Consider the following 19,423-nt stretch of genomic DNA (forward strand, 5'->3'; position numbering starts at 1 on the left):
TAGTATAACGCGATAAGCTCAATGTGCCCGTGCTTGTTACACTGATTGACCACGGTCTTTTACAGGAGAGGTTTCAATGGGGTCAGCTCCCTTCGGTGTCATGCTCGTCAACCTTGGAACGCCTGAGGCGCCGACGGCGTCAGCGGTGCGTCGCTATCTGGCGGAATTCCTCGGCGACCGGCGTGTGATCGACCTGCCGCGTGCCAAATGGCTACCGATTCTGCATGGCATCATCCTGCGCATTCGGCCACCGCGTGTCGCCAAGGCCTATGCCTCCGTGTGGGGAGAGGATGGATCGCCGCTGCTCGCCATCGGGCGCCGCCAGCAACGTGCGTTGAAGGAACGACTGGCGATGCGTATGGGCACCGACATTCCCGTCGAACTGGCGATGACTTATGGCAAGCCCAATATGGAGGAAGCCGGCCTGGCGTTGCGCGATGCCGGTGTCGAACGCATTCTGGTGCTGCCCCTGTATCCGCAGTTTTCCGCCACCACGACGGGGGCGGTATTCGACCGCCTGGCGCGTGCCCTGGCGCCGTGTCCGCATTTGCCGGAGTTGCGTTTCGTGCGCGACTACCATGATCATCCGGCCTATATCGAGGCGCTGGCAGAAAGCGTTCGCGAGCATTGGGCGGCGCATGGCCGGCAGTCGCGACTGCTGCTTTCCTATCATGGCATTCCCAAGCGTTACGCCGATGCCGGTGATCCTTATCCACGACATTGCGAAGAGACCAGCCGTCTGGTGGCCGAGGCGTTGGGGCTCAATGCAGATGAATGGCGCCAGACTTACCAGTCGCGTTTCGGACGCGAAGAATGGCTCAAGCCATATACAGACGAAACCTTGAAGGCATGGGGCGCCGAGGGTCTCGAGGGCGTTAACGTGATCAGCCCCGCCTTCGCTGCCGATTGTCTGGAAACGCTGGAAGAGCTCGAGGTCGAAAATCGCGGCTATTTCGAGGAGGCGGGCGGCGGTGACTACCAGTATATTCCCGCGCTCAATGATCGCCAGGATCATATCGACCTGCTGGCCTCGCTCGTCGAGCAACATACCCAAGGCTGGTAGCGCCGCTGAGCGTTTCGACAAGGCCTATATGCAAGACGCCCGATGGCGAGCCATCGGGCGTCGAGTTGGGCATCAGACGCAGTTCAGGGCAGTTTGGAACTGCCTTGGGATGCTTCCTCGAGGGTGCGCTCATCATCATCGTCCTGGAGCTCCTCGGGGTTGCCACGAGTACGGGAGTCGTAAGCGAGCTTCTGATGCAATGCGCTCTTGCTCAGCAGATGCGCGGAGACTGGGGCGGTGATGAACAAGAAGATGGTGATCAGCAGTTCCTGCAGGCTGGGCCCGCTTGCGAGCAGGCTGAAATAGGCGATCGAGGCCAGCAGTACACAGCCAACGCCCAGCGTAGAGATCTTCGAGGGACCATGCAGGCGCATGTAGAAATCCTTCATGCGTGCCAGTCCCAGCGAGCCGATCAAGGCGAAGATGCTACCGGCGATCAAGAAGAAGGCGATGACACCTTCCATCAAAGTATATAAGGCAATCATGGTTCCTCCGCTATTCGATGATGTCGCCACGTAGCAAGTACTTGCAAACCGCCACGGTGCTCACGAAACCGAGCATGGCGATGAGCAGCGCTGCCTCGAAATAGGTACGATGCCCCAGCCAGATACCGAACAGCACGATCAAGGCGATGGAATTCACGTACATGGTGTCCAGTGCCAGAATGCGGTCAGGAAGGCTGGGGCCGACCGCGACCCGGTACAAATTGAGCACGACTGCGACCGCGAACAGTGCCACGCTGATCTTGAGGGCAAAATCTAGCATTCGAAGATCTCCTTGAGCGTACGCTCATAGCGCTCATGGATATGACGCTTCATATCGTCGATATCGCCTACATCCAGAGCATGGATCAACAGGGTCTTGCCATCCATGCGCAGATGCGCCGAGACCGTTCCCGGCGTCAGAGTGATGGTGCTGGCCAGCATGGTGATCGCGAAATTCTCCTGAAGTTCGAGCGGATACTCGATGAAAGCGGGGCGCGCCCGTCCTCGCGGGTCGAGTATGACTTTGGAGGCCTCCAGGTTGGCGACCACGATATCGAGCAGCACTCGGCAGAAATAGCGCAGCATGAGCCAAGGCTTCTTGATCCTGGGCTGTGCCTCCCAGAAGGGCTTGGTAATCAGCGGGATGACGATGGCCAGAAAGCTGCCGAGCAGCCAGTGTCCGAAGGCGACGCCATTCATCAACAGTAGCCACACGATCAGTAGCAAGACGGACAGCAGCGGCATCGGTAGCCACTTGCGAGGACGAATCATGCATCATCTCCAGTGTCGCCGCGAGCGATGATTGACTCGACATACGCATCGCGGTCGAGCAATTGGGCGGCGGTCGCCTGGGTGAACGCCGTAATGGGGCCGGCGAAGGCCACCATGAGCGGCGCACAGCCGATCAGAATGAGCGTGCCGGTGATGCGCAGTGGGCCGAGCGTGATACCGGTCTTCTCGCCTGACGCCCGCCAGAAGATGGTCGAGCCGGTGCGAGATAGCGCTATCAAAGACGCTAGCCCGCTACCCAGCAGAATCGGCCATAACCAATGCTGCTGTGCCGTCGTGGCGGCTTGAAGCAGCAGGGCCTTGCCGAAAGCACCGGAAAGAGGCGGCAAGCCGGCCATGGCGATGGTGCCGGCGAAGAAAAGTAGACCCAATGTGGCGGGCTGCGTCAGCGTGCGGGACTGTACGATGCGCGCCCCGGCTTTGCCACGTTGCTGCGCGATGGCATCGACCAACAGGAACATGCCGCCACTGACCAAGGTGGTGTGGGTCAAGTAATAAAGCAGTGCGCCTAGCGCGGCTTCGCTGTGCATGCCGATGCCCGCCAGCAGTGTGCCCGCCGAGACCAGAATCAGGTACGCCACCTGGGTACGCATGTCACGTGCGGATAGCACGCCTACGGCACCCAGCGTGAGCGTGGCCAAGCCTAGCCACCATATCCACGGCTGGGCGAGGTTTGCCAGAGGGCCGGCCTGCTCACCGAAGATCAGCGTATACACACGGATGATCGAATAGATCCCGACCTTGGTCATGATTGCGAAAAGGGCCGCTATTGGTGCCGGCGCAGCGGCATACGCGCGCGGCAACCAGAAGTATAGCGGCAACATGGCTGCCTTGAGCCCGAACACGATCAGCAGCAACAGAGCGCCGGCCTTGACCAGCCCCAGGTCGGCGGTATCCAGCGTCGTCACGACCGCTGACATGTCGGCCATATTGAGCGTGCCCATGGTGCCATAGAGGATGCCCAGCGCGATTAGAAACAGCATCGACCCTAGCAAGTTGAGCGCCACATAATGAAAGCCTGCATGTGTGCGTGCCTTGCCGCCGCCGTGCATCAACAGCGCATAGGAAGCGATGAGCAGTACTTCGAAGAAGACGAACAGGTTGAAAAGGTCGCCAGTCAGGAAGGCGCCGTTGATACCCATAAGTTGCAGCTGGAACAATCCGTGAAAGTTCGAGCCTTGCTCGTCATCACCGGCGCAGGCATAGAGCAAGCTGCCCAGCGCCAGTAGCGACGTAAGCATCACCATCAGGGCGGACAGACGGTCGAGTACTAGAATGATACCGAATGGCGGTTGCCAGTCGCCCAGGGCGTAATAGCGGATGGTGTCATCGGTGCTTTCGATGACCAGCAAGATCCCCACCACCACCAGCGCGATCGTGGAGATCACGTTGGCCGTGCGGCGTAAGGTTAGCGCGCCGCCGCGATGGATCAGCAATGCCACTCCAGTGAGCAGCGGCAACAAAACCGGCAGAATGATCAAGTGCTGCATCAGGATTTGTCCTCCCGCGGCTCGTCGACACGGTTGCCGTTGACGTGATCGCTGCCCACGTCACCACGCACGCGCATGGCGAGGATCACCGAGAAGGCGGTCATGGCGAAGCCGATGACAATGGCGGTAAGCACCAATGCCTGCGGTAGCGGATCGGCATAATGACCGGCGCCATCGCTGATCACGGCCGCACCGTCGGTGGTCAGTCCTCCGGTGGAGAACAAGAACAGGTTGACGGCATAGGACAATAACGTCAGGCCGACGACCACGGGAAAGGTGCGCCCGCGTAGCGCCAGGTACAAACCGCTGGCGGCCAGGATCCCCGTGGTGGTCGCGAATAGCGCTTCCATCACGCTTTCTCCTTCTGCTTGGAGGGGCGGTGCGATGTGGTCACCTTGCCCAGATTGGCAAGGATCATCAGCGTGGCACCGACCACGGTAAGGTAGACACCGAGATCGAACAGCATGGCCGTGGCCAGTTCCACGTCACCGATCAGCGGGATGTGGAAGTGGCCGAAGGCCGAGGTCAAGAACGGATACCCGAAGATCCAGCTGCCGACCCCGGTCAGCGCGGCGATGGCGACACCGGCGACGGCGATCGGCTGATACTGGAACGACAAGCGTTGCTGGGCCCATTCGACCCCATGGGCGATATACATCAAGATCAGCGCCACTGCCGTCACCAGCCCCGCGATGAAGCCACCGCCCGGCGCGTTGTGGCCGCGCAGGAAGATGAAGACCGAGACCAGAAAGGCCATGGGCAGCAGCGACTGGGAAACCGAGGCCAGGATCATCGGATAGCGATCTGGTGACCAAGGGCGTCCTTCGCTATCGCTGGAGGGCATGAACAGGCGCAAGCGATTGAGTAGCTTGTAAATGCCGATCCCTGCGATGCATAGCACTGTGATTTCGCCCAGAGTATCGAACCCACGGAAGTCGACCAGAATCACATTGACCACGTTATGCCCGCCGCCGCCGGACACGCTGTGCTCGAGGAAATAGTCGGAAATCGAGTTCAAGGGGCGTGTCAGCAGGGCATAGTTGAGGCTCGCCACCACGCCGCCGAAGCCCGCTGCCAGCAGGACATCGCGTACGATACGCGATGCACTCGACTCTTTGGGCGTTTTCTGCGGCAGGAAGAATAGCGCCAGCATCAAGAGGATCACCGTAACCACCTCAACAGCCAACTGAGTCAATGCCAGGTCGGGGGCCGAGAAGCGCGCGAAGATCAGCGATGCCATCAACCCGACCACCGAGAGCATGATCAGTGAAATCAGGCGGCGGCGATGCAGGAAAGCCGTCGCCAGTCCGGCGAAGCAGGTGATTACGGCACCGACGATGAGTAAGGGATCGGCCTCCTGAACGCCCAACTCGCCTTTCAAGGCCTCGATTCCCATCAAGCTCATGCCAGACACGACCAGGGCGCTGATCACCACCCACAGCATGTAGCGCTGCAGCGAACCGTTTTCGAGGGTATCGATGGCCCACTGAGTGAAGCCCACCAAGCGCTGAACGGCGCCCTCGAAGATTGCCAGCGAGTCGCGCGCCGGGAATTGGCGGTGGAAGGTGAACAGATGCTGGCGCAGCACATACACTATGAGACCGCCGGTCAGGGCGATCGCGCTCATCAGCAAGGGCAGATTGAAACCGTGCCAGATGCTGAGGTGAAGCTCGGGGGCGGGTATCGTCAAGGACGCATCGGCGGCGGCCGTCAATAGCCCCGTGGCGGTGAAGGCGGGGAAAAGCCCGATGATGATGCACATGATCGCCAGTATCAGAACGGGCAGGCGCAAGGGAAACGGTGCTTCGTGTGGCGTCTTTTCCAGCTCGCGCGGCCTATTACCGCCGAAGAAAGTATTGCGCACGTAGCGTAGCGAATAGGCGGCGGCCAGGATGCTCCCGATAGTGGCCAAAGCGGGGATCAGCCACGCCAGGCCGCCGAGAAGCGGCGTCTCAAGCGTCTCGGCAAGCATCATCTCCTTGGAGAGAAAGCCATTGAGCAAGGGAAAACCGGCCATAGAGGCCGCGGTGATGGTGGCCAGCGCCGTGGTCATCGGCATATAGCGCCACAAGCCCTTGAGCTTGCGAATATCCCGCGTGCCGCACTCATGGTCGACGATGCCAGCGGTCATGAACAGTGCCGCTTTGAAAGTCGCGTGATTGAGAATATGGAAAAGGCCGGCGACCACTGCCATCTGGCTGTTGAGGCCGAACAGCATGGTAATCAGCCCCAGATGGCTGACCGTCGAATATGCCAGAATCGTCTTGAGGTCGAGCTTGATCAGCGCGAAATAGGCGCCGAACAGCATGGTCACCAACCCGGTCAGACTGACCAGGTACAGCCACTCTTGCGATCCGGCCAGCGCCGGATGCATGCGGGCCAGCAGGAATACCCCGGCCTTGACCATGGTCGCCGAGTGCAGGAAGGCCGACACCGGCGTCGGCGCGGCCATGGCCTGGGGAAGCCAGAACTGGAACGGAAACTGCGCCGACTTGGTGAACGCGCCAAGCAGAACCAACAGCAGCGCTGGCAGATAACGTGGATCCGCGAGGATGACATCGCGGCTGTCGAGCACCGTCTGCATGTCGAAGCTGCCGACGATCTGGCCGATCAGAATAAAGCCAGCAAGCAGTGCCAGCCCTCCCATGCCGGTGACGGCCAGCGCCATGCGAGCGCCCTTGCGTGCGGCTGACTGATGGCTCCAGAAGCCGATCAGCAAGAATGACGACAGACTGGTCAACTCCCAGAACATCCATAGCAGGATAAGGTTGTCGGCCATCACGATGCCCAGCATCGAGGTCATGAAGAGCATCAAATACGCATAGAAGCGCGGCATGTTGTCCGCTGCGGACAAATAGTGACGCGCATAGAGGATGATCAGCAGTCCGATTCCCAGGATCAGCAGCACGAACAATAGTGAGAGGCCATCGAGGCGTAAGGCGAGATCCAGGCCCAAGGCTGGCACCCATGAGAAGGCCATGCGTGGAACCTCGCCGACGAGCACGTCGGGCGTCTCGCGTAATGTGACCAGCAGTGCAATGAATGGCATCGCGGCGGTCAACAAGGCGCATCGATGGCGTCGCTGGTTCGAACTCAGCAATGGCAGAAGACTGCCGAGCAGCGGCAACAGCACGATCAGTAGCAATGACATGCAACTTGCTCTTGTCGTTTAACGTTTGAGGGTACCCGCGACCTTCCGGGCGGAGGTTCGGATACGCGTATAGACGGCGGCAGCGCGAACGTCAGTCGCGCACGACGGGAGGGTCCGTCAGATAAGGGCGTCTAATACCTCGGGGTGCCAGCATCCAGGCAGGGGTGCGGTCGGTTGCATCGCCGGTTGGCATGAGTGACAGACGATGGGCACCGTAATGGCAGGGCATGCGCAGCGGCAGGCAGCCGGGCAGGGAGTGTCCTGTCATGGTGTCTCTCCTCCTTCGGAACGCTTCGGCGCGAAGCTGTGTGGACAGCGGCTTTTATTGATTGATGATTTGCTGCGTCGGGCGCCAAAACGGGATGGTTGATCGAATGTACCATGTCCCTTCCTGGCCTCGCCATAGCCTGGACGGCGAAAGATGCAGCGGTGCATGTTTTTCAGAGCATAGGGACTCTGGTGGCGGCGGCGTCGCCTAGGTAGCATGATCGTCTCCGACAGACGTGCCTGTCGGCCGGGTTCGGCCCGCGTTTGGCCTCAGCGTCGTCATTGACAAGGATCGATATATGAAACGACCCATTTGCAGTCTCGTATTGGGGCTTTTCCTGGCGGGATGCCAAGGTACGGCGACCAGCGATACGACGGCCTCTTCGGCCCGGGTCGATAGCGCGCCGAAGAAGGTTCCCAGTGCCGGCGTAGCTAAGGCCTCGGGCGACGAAAAAGCGTCGCCCCGGGATTTCACTGCCTGGGTGGAGGACTATCGAGCGTATGCGGCGAAGCAGGGGATTGACGCCGTGACGCTGGCGGCGGCCTTCGACGATGTCCGCTTTCAGCCGCGCATCGTTGAGCTCGACCGTTCGCAACCGGAGTTCTCCCGGCCTGTATGGGCGTATCTGGACACGGCGGTCTCCGATCAGCGCGTCCGCCAGGGGCGTGCGAAACTCGACAACCACCGCGATGCCGCGATGCATGCGGAGAATCGCTACGCGGTGCCGGCCGAGATATTGACGGCGATTTGGGGCGTGGAAAGCAACTATGGCAGCTACTTTGGCCACTTTTCGACCATCGATGCGCTGGCCACGCTGGGGTTCGAAGGACGGCGCCAGGACTTCGCCCGTCGCGAATTGCTTGCGGCCTTGAAGATTCTGCAAAACGGCGATATCGACCGCGAGCACATGCGTGGCTCGTGGGCGGGTGCCATGGGGCACACGCAATTCTTGCCGTCGAGTTTCCTCTCTTATGCCGTTGACGCCGATGGGGATGACCGGCGTGATATTTGGGGTAGCGTGGACGACGTTATGGCCTCGACCGCCTATTACCTCGAGCAAGCCGGTTGGCGAGCCGGGCAACCTTGGGGGGTGGAAGTCACGCTGCCCGATGACTTCGATTACGCTCAGAGCGAGCTCTCGGTGCGTCACTCCAGCGATGAATGGCGCTCGCAAGGCGTGCGTGCACGCGGTGATGCGTGGCCGTCGTTCGACGAAGCCTCGGTGATTGCCCCGGCGGGCGCACGCGGCCCAGCGTTTATGGTGGGCTTCAACTTTCGAGTCATCATGCGCTATAACGCCTCTACCAGTTACGCCTTGGCTGTCGCGATGCTGGCAGAACGTATTGCAGGTGGTGATGGTATTCAGGGCGACTGGCCGCGCGATCTCGAACCGCTGTCGCGCACTCAGATCAAGGAAATGCAGCGTCGACTCAACGCGCTGGGCTTTTCCACCGGCGGAGCGCCGGATGGCATTGTGGGCCCCAATACGCGGGGCGGTTTACGCGAATTCCAGCGTAGCCACGGCATGACGCCGGATGGCTTCCCTACGCATGCCTTGCTCGACAAGCTGCGCGACACCGAAAAGCGGTGAACGCGCCGTGGCTTGTCGCGTTGGCCACTAGGAAGAGTGGCGCGAGGGTGTCGTACTGGCGTGTTGGGCAGAGCGGCGTTAGAAAAGCCGCGCGAGCAGTGCGGTCACGGCGGTTTCGACGCGTAGGATGCGCTCCCCTAGGTGCACGCCTTCGAAGCCGAGGGCCTCGAACCGCTCGACTTCGTAAGGCACGAAGCCGCCTTCGGGGCCGATGGCCAATGTGACGGGTTCATCGAGGCTGCGCGGGCAGATAGTGGTCATACCGGGATGCGCGATCAACGCGCGATGCCCACTCAACTGCGTGGGCAGTCGATCCTCGACGAAGGGTTTGAAACGTGGCTCGAATGTCACACATGGCAGATGCGTGTCGCGTGCTTGCTCGAGTCCGAGGATGAGATGATGGCGGATCTTCTCGGGGGTCAGTTCCGGCGACTGCCAGTAGCTTTTTTCGACGCGTCGAGTATGCAGCAGGGTAAGCTGTTTCACCCCGAGCGTGGTGACATGCTCGAGCGTGCGGGCCAGCATGCGTGGACGCGGCAGCGCCAGCAGCAGGTGAACCGGCAGCGGCGCAGGGGGCTCGCGATCCAGGGTCACCGTGAAGGTGGCGCCCGTGTCATCCAGCGATTGTAGCCGCCCATGCCCCAGCGCGCCGCCCACCAGACCCACACTCAGCTCGTCGCCGGGCACGGCGCGATGTATGTCGCGCAGGTGGCGTAGGCGTACGGGATCGCTCAGGTGCATGCGTTGGGCATCGAGGCGGTCGTTGTCGTCGAAGAGGATGAGGTTCATGGAAGCTCCGCGAATGGCGCGCTTAGTCTACTACCATGCTCGCTTGCTGTCGTGGGTGGCTTGCGCTGCTTCAATGTCGGTGCACAATGACTTGAAAGTCTCATTGAAGACGGTGTGATACGCGAAAGTCAGATGCGGAACAGCGATATGCCGGAACGCTGACACCTTGCTCTGTCGTGGCGCACGCTTTCTGCCATAATAGTTCGATCTTTTTCGTCATAGCTCCATAAGGTCTTATCCAGATGAAGGTTTTGATCATCGGCGGCGGTGGCCGCGAGCACGCACTCGCCTGGAAGGCGGCCCAATCCCCACGGGTCGATGCCGTCTTCGTGGCGCCGGGTAACGCCGGCACGGCGCGCGAGTCGAAACTCACCAACGTGGATATCGCCGCCACCGACCTGCCGGGGCTGGAGAATTTCGCCCGCGACAATGGCGTGGAGCTGACCATCGTTGGTCCAGAAGCGCCGCTGGTCGAAGGTGTCGTTGACCGTTTTCAAGCGGCGGGGTTGGCTGTCTTCGGCCCCACTCAGGCTGCTGCTCAGTTGGAGGGCTCCAAGGCGTTCGCCAAGGACTTTCTGGCCCGACATGCGATTCCCACTGCCGCCTATGCCACCTTCACCGATATCGAACCGGCACTGTCCTACGTCCGCGAACAGGGGGCGCCGATCGTCATCAAAGCCGATGGTCTCGCCGCCGGCAAAGGGGTGATCGTAGCCATGACGCTGGAGGAGGCGGACACGGCGGTGCGCGACATTCTCGCTGGCAATGCCTTCGGCGATGCCGGTGCTCGGGTGGTGGTCGAAGAGTTTCTACAAGGCGAGGAAGCCAGCTTCATCGTCATGGTGGATGGTGAGCACGTGTTGCCCATGGCCACCAGCCAGGACCATAAGCGTGCCGGCGATGGCGATACTGGCCCCAACACGGGAGGCATGGGCGCCTATTCGCCGGCGCCTGTGGTGACTCCGGCGGTCGAGCAGCGCATCATGGATGAGATCGTTCTACCCACCGTGCGCGGCATGGCAGCCGAAGGGCGCCCCTATACCGGCTTCCTGTACGCTGGGTTGATGATCTCGCCGCAAGGTGCGCCCAAGGTGATCGAATACAACTGCCGCTTCGGCGACCCGGAAACCCAACCCATTCTGCTGCGCTTGAAGTCGGATCTAGTGGCGCTGTGCCTGGCGGCGACACAAGGGCAGCTCGTGGCTCAGCAATGCGATTGGGACACGCGCGCGGCGGTGGGTGTGGTCATGGCGGCCGGCGGTTATCCCGACGCCTACCGCAAGGGCGATGTCATTGAAGGGCTGGACGGCGCCGAGGCCGTGGGCTGCAAGGTGTTTCACGCCGGCACCGCCTTGCGCGACGATGGTCGGGTCGTGACCAGCGGTGGCCGCGTGCTATGTGTGACGGCCTTGGGGGCACGCGTCACGGTGGCGCGCGAGCATGCTTACGAAGGCGTGGCGTCGATCGACTGGCAAGAGGCGTTGTACCGCCGTGACATCGCCCATCGTGCGGTGGCCCGGGAGCGCGACGCCGGCGCATGAGACGTTCGGCATGCCGCTCTACCAACGATAAGCGACGAGCAGGGTAACGCGACATGGAAGCTGTACGATCGAGCAGTGTCGAGCGCGCGGTGAGTATGTGCCGTGTGTCGAGAATTACGCGAGCCAGAGAGATGCGTCATGTCGCGTGAATATCCGATCATTGCGGTGACCGGTTCCTCAGGGGCCGGCACCACGACCGTCAAGCGGACGTTCGAGCGCATGTTCGCGCGTGAGGACATTCACGCGGCGTTTGTCGACGGCGATGCCTTTCATCGCTACACGCGCGATGAGCTGGCGCGCATCTTCGAGGAGGAGCCCAGCCGCAAATCCGAACTTTCGCATTTTGCGGTGGATGCCAATCTGCTCGATCGCCTCGAGGGCCTGTTTCAGGAATACGGCGATTTGGGCATGGGCATGCATCGTCATTACATCCATGCCGAAGACAAGCAGTATATCGAGGCTGGATATCAGGTGGGCACGTTCACCGAGTGGGAGCCAGTGCCTGGTGGCACTGATCTCTTATTCTACGAAGGCCTGCATGGTGGGCTGGTGACGCATGAATACGATATCGCCAAGCATGTCGATCTGCTGGTCGGGGTCGCGCCGACGATGAATCTCGAGTGGATCCAGAAGATTCATCGCGACACCAATCTGCGTGGCCATTCCCAAGAGTCGGTGATCGATACCATTCTGGGACGCATGCACGATTATGTGCGTTATATTCAGCCGCAGTTCTCGCGTAGTCACATCAACTTTCAGCGTGTGCCGACGGTGGATACGTCCAACCCCTTCGAGGTGCAGGATATTCCCACCGATGCCGAGTCCATGGTGGTGATTCGCTTTCGCGACCCGCATTCGGTGGATTTTCCGTATCTACTGACCATGATTCGCGACTCTTTCATGACACGTCCGCATACTCTGGTCGTGCCGGGCGCGCGCATGTCGCTAGCCATGGATTTGATCCTGGCGCCGTTGGTGACGCAGTTATTGGATCAGCGCCGCTTTCGTTGAGTATTTTGCAAGCGAGGCCCGGACGGCTATTTTTACATCGACGCGAAGAGGAAGGGTCATGGATTGTCTGTTCTGCAAGATGGTGAATCGCGATATCGAGCCCGATATCGTCTACGAGGACGATCATGTGGTGGCGTTCAACGACATCAATCCCCAGGCGCCCACGCATGTGTTGATCATCCCCAAGAAGCACATCGCTACGCTCAACGACATCGAAGAGAGCGATCTGGCGTTGATCGGGCGGCTACAGCATACCGCCGCACGTCTGGCGCAGGATCTCGGTTTTGCCGAGGACGGTTATCGCGTAGTGATGAATTGCAATGACCATGGCGGCCAGTCGGTCTATCATGTGCATATGCATTTGATGGGCGGTCGTCGCTTCACTTGGCCAGCGGGCTGACCGTAACGCGCCAGCATATTGCGCGTTTCTCCCAGCGATGGACGCATTGATGCTGCCGGGCCACTCGCTCCTCGAGTGGCCCGGTTTCACGATGGTCGCGCTTTTTATACTCCGCTTCGTTGCATGGAGACTCCTACATGTCCCGCCAGCTTTCCCGCACCGATAACTTGATCCAGCAGTTCGATACCATCCTGCGCACGCTAGTGCCGCACGCCGCCGGTGCCTCACGCGCCAACCCCGCCGTGGGCACGCAGGACGCCGAAATGACCGACGCCGAGCGTCGCCATGCTGCGGGGCTGATGCGTATCAATCATACCGGCGAGGTGTGCGCCCAGGCGCTCTATCAGGGGCAGGGGGCAACCGCCAAGCTGCACGAGACACGTGATCAAATGGAGCAGGCGGCGGCCGAGGAAATCGATCACCTTGCCTGGTGTGATGAACGCTTGTGCGAGCTCGATGGCCGGACAAGCTATCTCAATCCGGCGTTCTATGCGGCGTCTTTCGGTATGGGCGCGTTGGCCGGCAAGCTGGGCGATAACATTAGCTTGGGCTTCGTCGCCGCCACCGAAGAACAGGTCGGCCGGCACCTCGACGATCATATGCACAAGCTGCCGTATGGCGATAGGCGCTCGCGGGCAGTGCTCGAGCAGATGCGCACCGACGAAGCGCATCACGAACGTTGGGCGCTGGAGGCGGGCGGCTCACGTTTCCCCGCTCCTCTCAAGCTGGGCATGAGGGTGATGTCGCAGATGATGACCAAGTCCGTCTATACGCTGTAAGCGTCCCTGCGAGACGAGCTGGAAGCCGGAAGCTGAAAGTAACTCCAAAAGCAGAACCCCCACCTCGATCTAGCCGAAGTGGGGGTCGCTTTTTCTTCAAGCTTCGAGCTTACGGCTCCACCGTCCCGCAGCGGATCAGTCGAGGTTGCGGGAGTAGAAGATTTCCAGCATCTCCTTGCGTAGCCGGTCCTCGATATCGCGGGCTTCCTCGAAGGTCAGGTCGCGACGCGTGCTGCCGAACAGATAATTGTCGAGCTCGAAGTCCTTCAGCAACATCTTGGTGTGGAACATGTTTTCCTGATAGACGTTGACGTCGACCATCTGATAAGCGCGCTTGGTGTCTTCCGCCAGGTAGTCCTGAATGGAGGTGATGTCGTGGTCGATGAACAACTTGCGGCCGTCGACGTCGCGCGTGAAACCGCGCACTCGATAATCCGTGGTCACGATGTCTGAATCGAAACTGTGGATGAGGTAGTTCAGCGCCTTGAGGGGACTGATCATGCCGCAGGTGGAGACGTCGATGTCCAGGCGAAAGGTGCTGATGCCGTTGTCTGGATGCGATTCCGGATAGGTATGCACCGTGACATGGCTCTTGTCGAGGTGCCCGAGTACAGTTTCGGGCAACGGCCCCGGGCCCGGCTCGATATGCTCGGGATCGTGCTCATCGAGTTCATGTTCGGCGATGAGGATGGTCACGCTGGCACCGTGCGGCTCGTAATCCTGGCGCGAGATATTGAGCACGCTAGCACCGATGATATTGGTGACATCCTTGAGGATCTGCGTCAGGCGTTCGGCGTTGTAAAGCTCGTCGATGTAATCGATGTAAGCCTTGCGCTGGTCTTCCGTCTTGGCATAGCAGATGTCATAGATATTGAAACTCAGCGAGCTGGTCAGGTTGTTGAACCCGTGGAGTCGGAGATTATCGGTCACGTCCGAGCCTCCCAATTGGCAGGTTGGTACTGAACCCGACGAACAGGCGCCGGAACCCGAGCAGATGCGTATACAGGAAGGCGCGTATTATGCACATCCACCGTGACCGGCGCATCTGTCGATTGCAAAATCTTCCACGCCGCCATGCTCACCACTTCGCCATGCACGAGCTGCACAGGGCGCTTCATGCCTCAACGTCGGCGATCTCGTAGGAGTGCGTCATCTCGACGCCGCCGCGCGCGAGCATGATGGACGCGCTGCAGTACTTGTCGGCGGAGAGCTCCACCGCGCGCTTGACCTGAGCATCCTTGAGGCCGTGGCCGGTCACCGTGAAATGCACGTGAATCTTGGTGAATACCGCCGGGGTGCCCTCGGCGCGTTCGGCCTCGACGCTTGCCACGCAGTCGGTCACCGGCGCGCGGGACTTGTCGAGAATCTGCATGACATCGAATGAGGTGCAGCCGCCCAGGCCCATGAGCATCATTTCCATGGGGCGTGCACCGGTGTTGCGGCCGCCGTGCTCGGGATTGCCATCGAGCACCACGCTATGGCCGCTGCCGGCCTCGGCGATGAACTGGCGACCGTCGGTCCACTTGATGCTGGCTTTCATGGGCTGGAGTTCCTTATCTGTCTGCGTGTGCCGCGCGCCTGGGGCGCGGCTTGGAAATGTTGCATGGTAACGGGAGAGGCGTATCCGTGTCGCCTGTCGCCGTACAGGGCGTTCTTTCAATATGGGGATGTCCGTGGCCGATCTCAAATGTCGCGCAGGTAGGCGTCCAGCGCCTCGAGGCGCTCGGGAGTGCCAATATCCACCCAGCTGCCGCGATGATGAGTACCGCCGACACGTCCCGTTGTGATCGCCTCACGGAGCAGGGGCGCCAGCTTGGCGGGCGCATCGTCAGGCAGTGAGGCGACGAGCGAGGGGGCGAGTATCGCCAGTCCCGCGTAGGTCAGTCGGGGCGTGCCTTCGAGCCGTACGCGTCCCGTGTCGTCGAGGGCGAAGTCACCTTGGGTGTGGTGGTCGGGGTTGTCGACCACCACTAGATGGGCAAGGTCGTCCCTCAGTTCGGGCAACGCCTCCAGCGCGACATCGCTCCAGACGTCGCCGTTGATGAGTAGAAAGGGCGCGTCTTCCAGCAAGGGCAGTGCGTGGCGAATGCCGCCTGCCGTCTCGAGGGGCGTCGTCTCGTGACTGAAGGTGAGCGATACGCCGAAGCGTCGGCCGTCGCCGAGTGCCTCGACGATCTGCTCGGCGCGGTAGCTGACATTGATCACGATATCGGTGATGCCCGTCGCCGCTAGACGCTCCAGGTGGTGCACGATCAACGGTTTTCCGGCGACTGGCAGCAGTGGCTTGGGGCAACGATCGGTGAGGGGACGCATCCGTGTCCCCAGGCCGGCAGCGAGGATCATGGCCTTCATGAAATGCACTCCTCCAGGGAGTGAGCGATGCCCCGGCGGTCGAGTTCGCGGCACAGCGCAGGGGTGAAGGTGGTATCCACCCAGCTGAGGAATTCAGCGTGTGCGGGGAGCGCCTTAAGCCCTTGTCGCAAATGCGCCAGGAAGTGCGGCAGGCGTTCCAGATAGTGCGGTTTGGCATCACGAAGCGTCAGGCGACAGAAAATCCCCAGCACCTTGAGTGAACGCTGCACGCCCATGGCCTCGACCTGGCGATGAAAGATGTCGGCGTCGATGGGTGGCAGGCGTCCATCCTCCAGCGCCCGCTGGTGGAAGCTCTCGATGAAGTCGGCCATGCGCGCCTGTGGCCATAGGCGATAGCGCCCGCGTAGTAGCGATACCAGGTCGTAGCTGATCGGTCCCTTGACGGCGTCCTGGAAGTCGATGAGCCACAGTGCGTCTTCGTGAAACATCAGGTTCATGGCATCGAAGTCGCGGTGGACGGCGACCCGGGGCTGAGCGAGGGCGTTGTCGATGAGTGACTCGTGCAGGGCGGGCCAACTGGGCGGTACGGGAAGATCGAGCAGCTCCGTGAGACACCAGTCGGGGAACAGGTTCAGTTCACGCGCCAGCAGGGTGCGGTCGTACTCGGGCAGGTCGTCGCAGGGCGCCTGGCGCTGCAGGCATTCCAGCAGATGCAGGGCACGTTCGAACCAAGCATGGGCATCGGCATCGTTTCCCAAGTGGTGATGCATGACGTCGTCGCCCAGATCCTCGAGCTCGACGAAGCCGGCCTCGAGGTCGACGCCATACAGGGCAGGCACCGGTAGCCGGGCCGCGCGCCAGGCACGGGCGATATCCACGAACGTTTGGCTGTTCTCGTGCTCGGGCGGGGCATCCATCATTACGCGCTGGGTCCCATCGGGCAGGCGGAAACGGTAATAATGGCGGAAGCTGGCATCACCGGCGACGTCCTCCAGCGGGCAGGCGTCGAAGGGCAGATCGTGTTGCCGGGCGATCCAGCGTTGAAGGGTCTCCGCGCGCTCGTTCATGCGGGCTCCTCGTGGGTTGCGTGTTGACGGGCCTGGTTCGCCGCCGCATGCTGGGCGTCGATTCCCTGGCGCGTCCTTCATTCGTCGCGCATCGCCGACGCTCATGGCGCCGCGTGATATGTCTGCGTGGCTGCGCTTGGTGTGTCTTCGCGAGGCAGACGCACGCGACAGGGGCTGTATAATACCGATTCCACTCGGCAAGGACACAGAGGACCATGGGCAAGCGATTCTTCTGGACTGCCCTCTCAGGCTTGATGACCGCTGCTGCCCACGCAGCGCCTCCTGCTCCCCTGCCTGCGCAGCAGCTGGACTGGCAGCCTTGGGGCGATAGCGCGCCGCAAGGCGCGTTGTGTAGCGGACGTTACGTCGAGCCGGGCTATCAGCTGCCTGCCGGCGAGACACCGCGGCAGATCCGTACCGATTCCGCTGACGCGGCCTATGGCGACGATGGCGGCACCATGCTGTCCGGCGAGGTGGCGCTGCGGCGTGGCGATACTCAGCTCGAAGCGCCGCGCGTGCGTGTCAACGCCGAGCGCGATCGTGCCTTCGCCGAGGGGCCGACGGCAGTTCGCAATCCAGGACTGCTGGTGCGCGGCGGCGATGCCAGCATGGCGCTGGATAGTGACGCCGCACAAATCGACGATGCGCACTATGTCGTCCACGATCAGCGCTTGCGTGGCGACGCCGTCGAGCTGCAACGCCTGGCCGATGGTCGTTATCGTCTCGACGATGCCAGCTTCACCACCTGTGAGCCAGGCAGCCGCCTGTGGCGCATGGTGGGTAGCGACGTGACTCTGGATCGTGAAGAGGGCTTCGGTACCGCGACCAATGCACGCCTGGAGATGGGCAACGTGCCGGTATTCTACTGGCCATGGGTGCGCTTTCCCATCGATGACCGTCGGCAGAGCGGCTTTCTATGGCCGACGCTCGGTTTTTCGAGCGATGGGCTCGACTATACCCAGCCCTACTACCTCAACTTGGCGCCCAATTACGATGCCACCTTGTCACCGCGCTGGATGAGCGAGCATGGCGCCATGCTGGGCGGTGAGTTCCGTTACTTGTTCGGTAGCGGTCAGGGAACGGTCGAAGGCGCCTACCTGGCCAGCGATCGGGGTGGCGCAAGCGACAATCCTAACGATCCCGATGACGCCTTCGAAGACGAAGCGCGTTGGTACATCGATTATCAGCATGCGGGACGCTTCTCGTCGCAGCTGGACTATCAACTGGCGTATGGTGCGGCAAGCGACGGGCGTTACTTCGATGATTTCGGGCGTAATTTCGCCGAGCAGGACACCGATCACTTGGATCGTTTGGCGCGCATGACCTATCGCGGCGATACCTGGCACCTCGATGCGCGTGCTCAAGGGTATCAAAAGCTCGACTACCCGCTCGATGAGGACGACAAGCCGTTCTATCGGCTGCCCAGCCTGAGCGCCGATGCCCGCTGGAGCCAGGACAACGGCTTCTATCAGGAGTGGAATTCCAACGCGACCTACTTCTGGCGCAACCTCCACGGTGTCGATAGTCAAGGGCGCTGGACGGATGAGGAAACCGGCAATCGGCACAAAATTAAAGAGCGCGAAGCCGCCAATGGCTCGCGCGTGCACCTGACGCCGGCGCTGGGATGGCGTGCCGAACCCAGTTGGGGCTTTCTCGAGCCGCGTGCGCAGCTCTGGCAGTCGAGCTACCAACTCGATTACGGCAACCGGCAGACCGACCGTGACGAAGATCCTTCCCTGGTGGCGCCGGTGCTGTCGATGGATTCAGGGCTGATCTTTGAGCGCGACACCACGTTGTTCGGCACCGATTGGCGCCAGACTTTGGAGCCCCGGCTCTACTACGCCTATGTGCCGGAGCGTGATCAGAGCGACTTCCCTGACTTCGACACCAGCGAGCGAGCTGTTTCCTGGGGACAACTGTGGTCGCCTTACCGTTTTTCCGGCGCTGACCGCCTGGGGGACGTCAACAAATTGTCCTACGGTTTCTCTACTCGCTTTTTGGAAGACGCGACTGGGCGCGAGCGTTTGTCGCTGTCGGTGGGGCAGAGCAGCTATTTCTCCAATCGCAACATCGACATGAACGGCGACCCCGATACCTTGCCGGATCGTGAGAGCAATTATCAGGACTGGTACAACGCCACGCGGGATCGCTCGCCGGTGATCACTGAGTTGGAGTGGCAGATGACCGAGCGCTGGCGTAGCCGCTATTCCTGGTTCTATGACCCCGATCGCAGCATGACCGAGAAGGCCTCGGCGTATCTGCAGTATCAGGATCCTGCCGGCCACGTATTGAATCTTGGCTACAACTGGCAACTCGAAGGGTTCCAGCCGCAGGACGATGAAGAAGATCGTCTGGGCTACAATCGCGAGGATTACGATGTCTCGTTCGCTTACAAGGCGACCTCGAGTCTGGATCTGATCGGTCGTTTCTTGTATGACAACACCAACGATCGCGCCCTGGAGCAATTGGCGGGCGTCCAGTTCAACGATTGTTGCTCCGCCGTACAACTCGTCTGGCGCGAGTGGGTCGAAGACAATGACACTGCCAATACCATCGAGGACGACTACACGGATCGCGGACTGTTCCTGCGCTTCGTGTTCAAGGGCTTGGGTGGCGTTGGCCAAGAAGCCGATAGTTACTTCGAAGAAGCCATCCCCGGTTATCGGGCGACGAGCTTCTAAACCAC

Annotated in this window: 19 protein-coding genes; 7 read left to right on the top strand and 12 right to left on the bottom strand. The window is 61.0% G+C overall.

Translation table 11 applies throughout. From position 1 onward, the window contains the following. Positions 1–76 precede the first annotated feature (76 nt). Positions 77–1,063, top strand: coding sequence for a ferrochelatase (gene hemH, locus OP496_RS08120; protein ID WP_280563051.1), 987 nt, complete (start codon positions 77–79; stop codon positions 1,061–1,063). Positions 1,064–1,146: 83 nt separating this feature from the next. Here the strand turns inward: hemH and OP496_RS08125 are convergent, their stop codons facing one another. The 7 genes from OP496_RS08125 to OP496_RS08155 form a co-directional block, all read right to left on the bottom strand. Then, complete coding sequence (locus OP496_RS08125) at positions 1,147–1,548, bottom strand: Na+/H+ antiporter subunit G (protein WP_280563052.1); 402 nt, start codon at positions 1,546–1,548, stop codon at positions 1,147–1,149. Between the two features lie 10 nt (positions 1,549–1,558). Further along, on the bottom strand, positions 1,559–1,828 hold the full coding sequence (locus OP496_RS08130; protein ID WP_280563053.1) for a K+/H+ antiporter subunit F: 270 nt from the start codon (positions 1,826–1,828) through the stop codon (positions 1,559–1,561). After that, on the bottom strand, positions 1,822–2,319 hold the full coding sequence (locus OP496_RS08135; protein ID WP_280563054.1) for a Na+/H+ antiporter subunit E: 498 nt from the start codon (positions 2,317–2,319) through the stop codon (positions 1,822–1,824). Before OP496_RS08135 ends, OP496_RS08130 begins: the two co-directional genes overlap by 7 nt. Next, on the bottom strand, positions 2,316–3,830 hold the full coding sequence (locus OP496_RS08140) for a monovalent cation/H+ antiporter subunit D (RefSeq protein WP_280563135.1): 1,515 nt from the start codon (positions 3,828–3,830) through the stop codon (positions 2,316–2,318). The genes OP496_RS08135 and OP496_RS08140 overlap by 4 nt, the downstream gene beginning before the upstream one ends. Beyond that, positions 3,827–4,177 (bottom strand): Na+/H+ antiporter subunit C, encoded by a 351-nt coding sequence (locus OP496_RS08145; protein WP_280563056.1) that lies wholly within the window; start codon positions 4,175–4,177, stop codon positions 3,827–3,829. Before OP496_RS08145 ends, OP496_RS08140 begins: the two co-directional genes overlap by 4 nt. Next, positions 4,177–6,978, bottom strand: a complete 2,802-nt coding sequence (locus OP496_RS08150; protein WP_280563057.1) for a monovalent cation/H+ antiporter subunit A — start codon at positions 6,976–6,978, stop codon at positions 4,177–4,179. Before OP496_RS08150 ends, OP496_RS08145 begins: the two co-directional genes overlap by 1 nt. A gap of 91 nt (positions 6,979–7,069) precedes the next feature. Further along, on the bottom strand, positions 7,070–7,246 hold the full coding sequence (locus OP496_RS08155; RefSeq protein ID WP_280563059.1) for a hypothetical protein: 177 nt from the start codon (positions 7,244–7,246) through the stop codon (positions 7,070–7,072). Positions 7,247–7,544: 298 nt separating this feature from the next. On the opposite strand from OP496_RS08155, the gene OP496_RS08160 reads away from it, so the two are divergent. Further along, a complete protein-coding gene (locus tag OP496_RS08160; RefSeq protein WP_280563060.1) occupies positions 7,545–8,837 on the top strand; it encodes a lytic murein transglycosylase in 1,293 nt (430 codons plus the stop codon). 78 nt (positions 8,838–8,915) lie between these two features. Here the strand turns inward: OP496_RS08160 and OP496_RS08165 are convergent, their stop codons facing one another. After that, positions 8,916–9,626 carry a 16S rRNA (uracil(1498)-N(3))-methyltransferase gene (locus OP496_RS08165; RefSeq protein WP_280563062.1) on the bottom strand — a complete coding sequence of 237 codons (711 nt, stop codon included), beginning with the start codon at positions 9,624–9,626 and terminating at the stop codon, positions 8,916–8,918. Between the two features lie 242 nt (positions 9,627–9,868). Here OP496_RS08165 and purD point away from each other — a divergent pair, with 242 nt between their 5' ends. The 4 genes from purD (at position 9,869) to coq7 (ending at position 13,357) form a co-directional block, all read left to right on the top strand. After that, positions 9,869–11,167 (top strand): phosphoribosylamine--glycine ligase, encoded by a 1,299-nt coding sequence (purD, locus tag OP496_RS08170; protein WP_280563063.1) that lies wholly within the window; start codon positions 9,869–9,871, stop codon positions 11,165–11,167. A gap of 138 nt (positions 11,168–11,305) precedes the next feature. Beyond that, positions 11,306–12,178: a phosphoribulokinase gene (locus OP496_RS08175; protein ID WP_280563064.1), complete on the top strand. Its 873-nt coding sequence runs from the start codon at positions 11,306–11,308 to the stop codon at positions 12,176–12,178. Between the two features lie 58 nt (positions 12,179–12,236). Beyond that, positions 12,237–12,578 (top strand): histidine triad nucleotide-binding protein, encoded by a 342-nt coding sequence (locus tag OP496_RS08180; protein ID WP_280563066.1) that lies wholly within the window; start codon positions 12,237–12,239, stop codon positions 12,576–12,578. A 137-nt stretch (positions 12,579–12,715) separates the two neighbouring features. After that, a complete protein-coding gene (coq7, locus tag OP496_RS08185) occupies positions 12,716–13,357 on the top strand; it encodes a 2-polyprenyl-3-methyl-6-methoxy-1,4-benzoquinone monooxygenase (protein WP_280563068.1) in 642 nt (213 codons plus the stop codon). Between the two features lie 135 nt (positions 13,358–13,492). Here coq7 and speD read toward each other — a convergent pair whose 3' ends face one another. From speD to OP496_RS08205, 4 genes are all read right to left on the bottom strand, one after another. Further along, positions 13,493–14,287, bottom strand: coding sequence for an adenosylmethionine decarboxylase (gene speD, locus OP496_RS08190; protein ID WP_280563069.1), 795 nt, complete (start codon positions 14,285–14,287; stop codon positions 13,493–13,495). 184 nt (positions 14,288–14,471) lie between these two features. Beyond that, positions 14,472–14,897 carry an OsmC family protein gene (locus tag OP496_RS08195; RefSeq protein ID WP_280563071.1) on the bottom strand — a complete coding sequence of 142 codons (426 nt, stop codon included), beginning with the start codon at positions 14,895–14,897 and terminating at the stop codon, positions 14,472–14,474. 143 nt (positions 14,898–15,040) lie between these two features. Further along, positions 15,041–15,709 carry an N-acetylmuramate alpha-1-phosphate uridylyltransferase MurU gene (murU, locus tag OP496_RS08200; RefSeq protein WP_280563072.1) on the bottom strand — a complete coding sequence of 223 codons (669 nt, stop codon included), beginning with the start codon at positions 15,707–15,709 and terminating at the stop codon, positions 15,041–15,043. Next, positions 15,706–16,737, bottom strand: coding sequence for a phosphotransferase (locus OP496_RS08205; RefSeq protein WP_280563074.1), 1,032 nt, complete (start codon positions 16,735–16,737; stop codon positions 15,706–15,708). Before OP496_RS08205 ends, murU begins: the two co-directional genes overlap by 4 nt. A 215-nt stretch (positions 16,738–16,952) precedes the next feature. Between OP496_RS08205 and OP496_RS08210 the strand changes: the two genes are divergently transcribed. Further along, complete coding sequence (locus OP496_RS08210; protein WP_280563076.1) at positions 16,953–19,418, top strand: LPS-assembly protein LptD; 2,466 nt, start codon at positions 16,953–16,955, stop codon at positions 19,416–19,418. Positions 19,419–19,423 lie beyond the last annotated feature (5 nt).

The organism is Chromohalobacter sp. 48-RD10 (assembly GCF_029889785.1).
GTDB lineage: Bacteria > Pseudomonadota > Gammaproteobacteria > Pseudomonadales > Halomonadaceae > Chromohalobacter.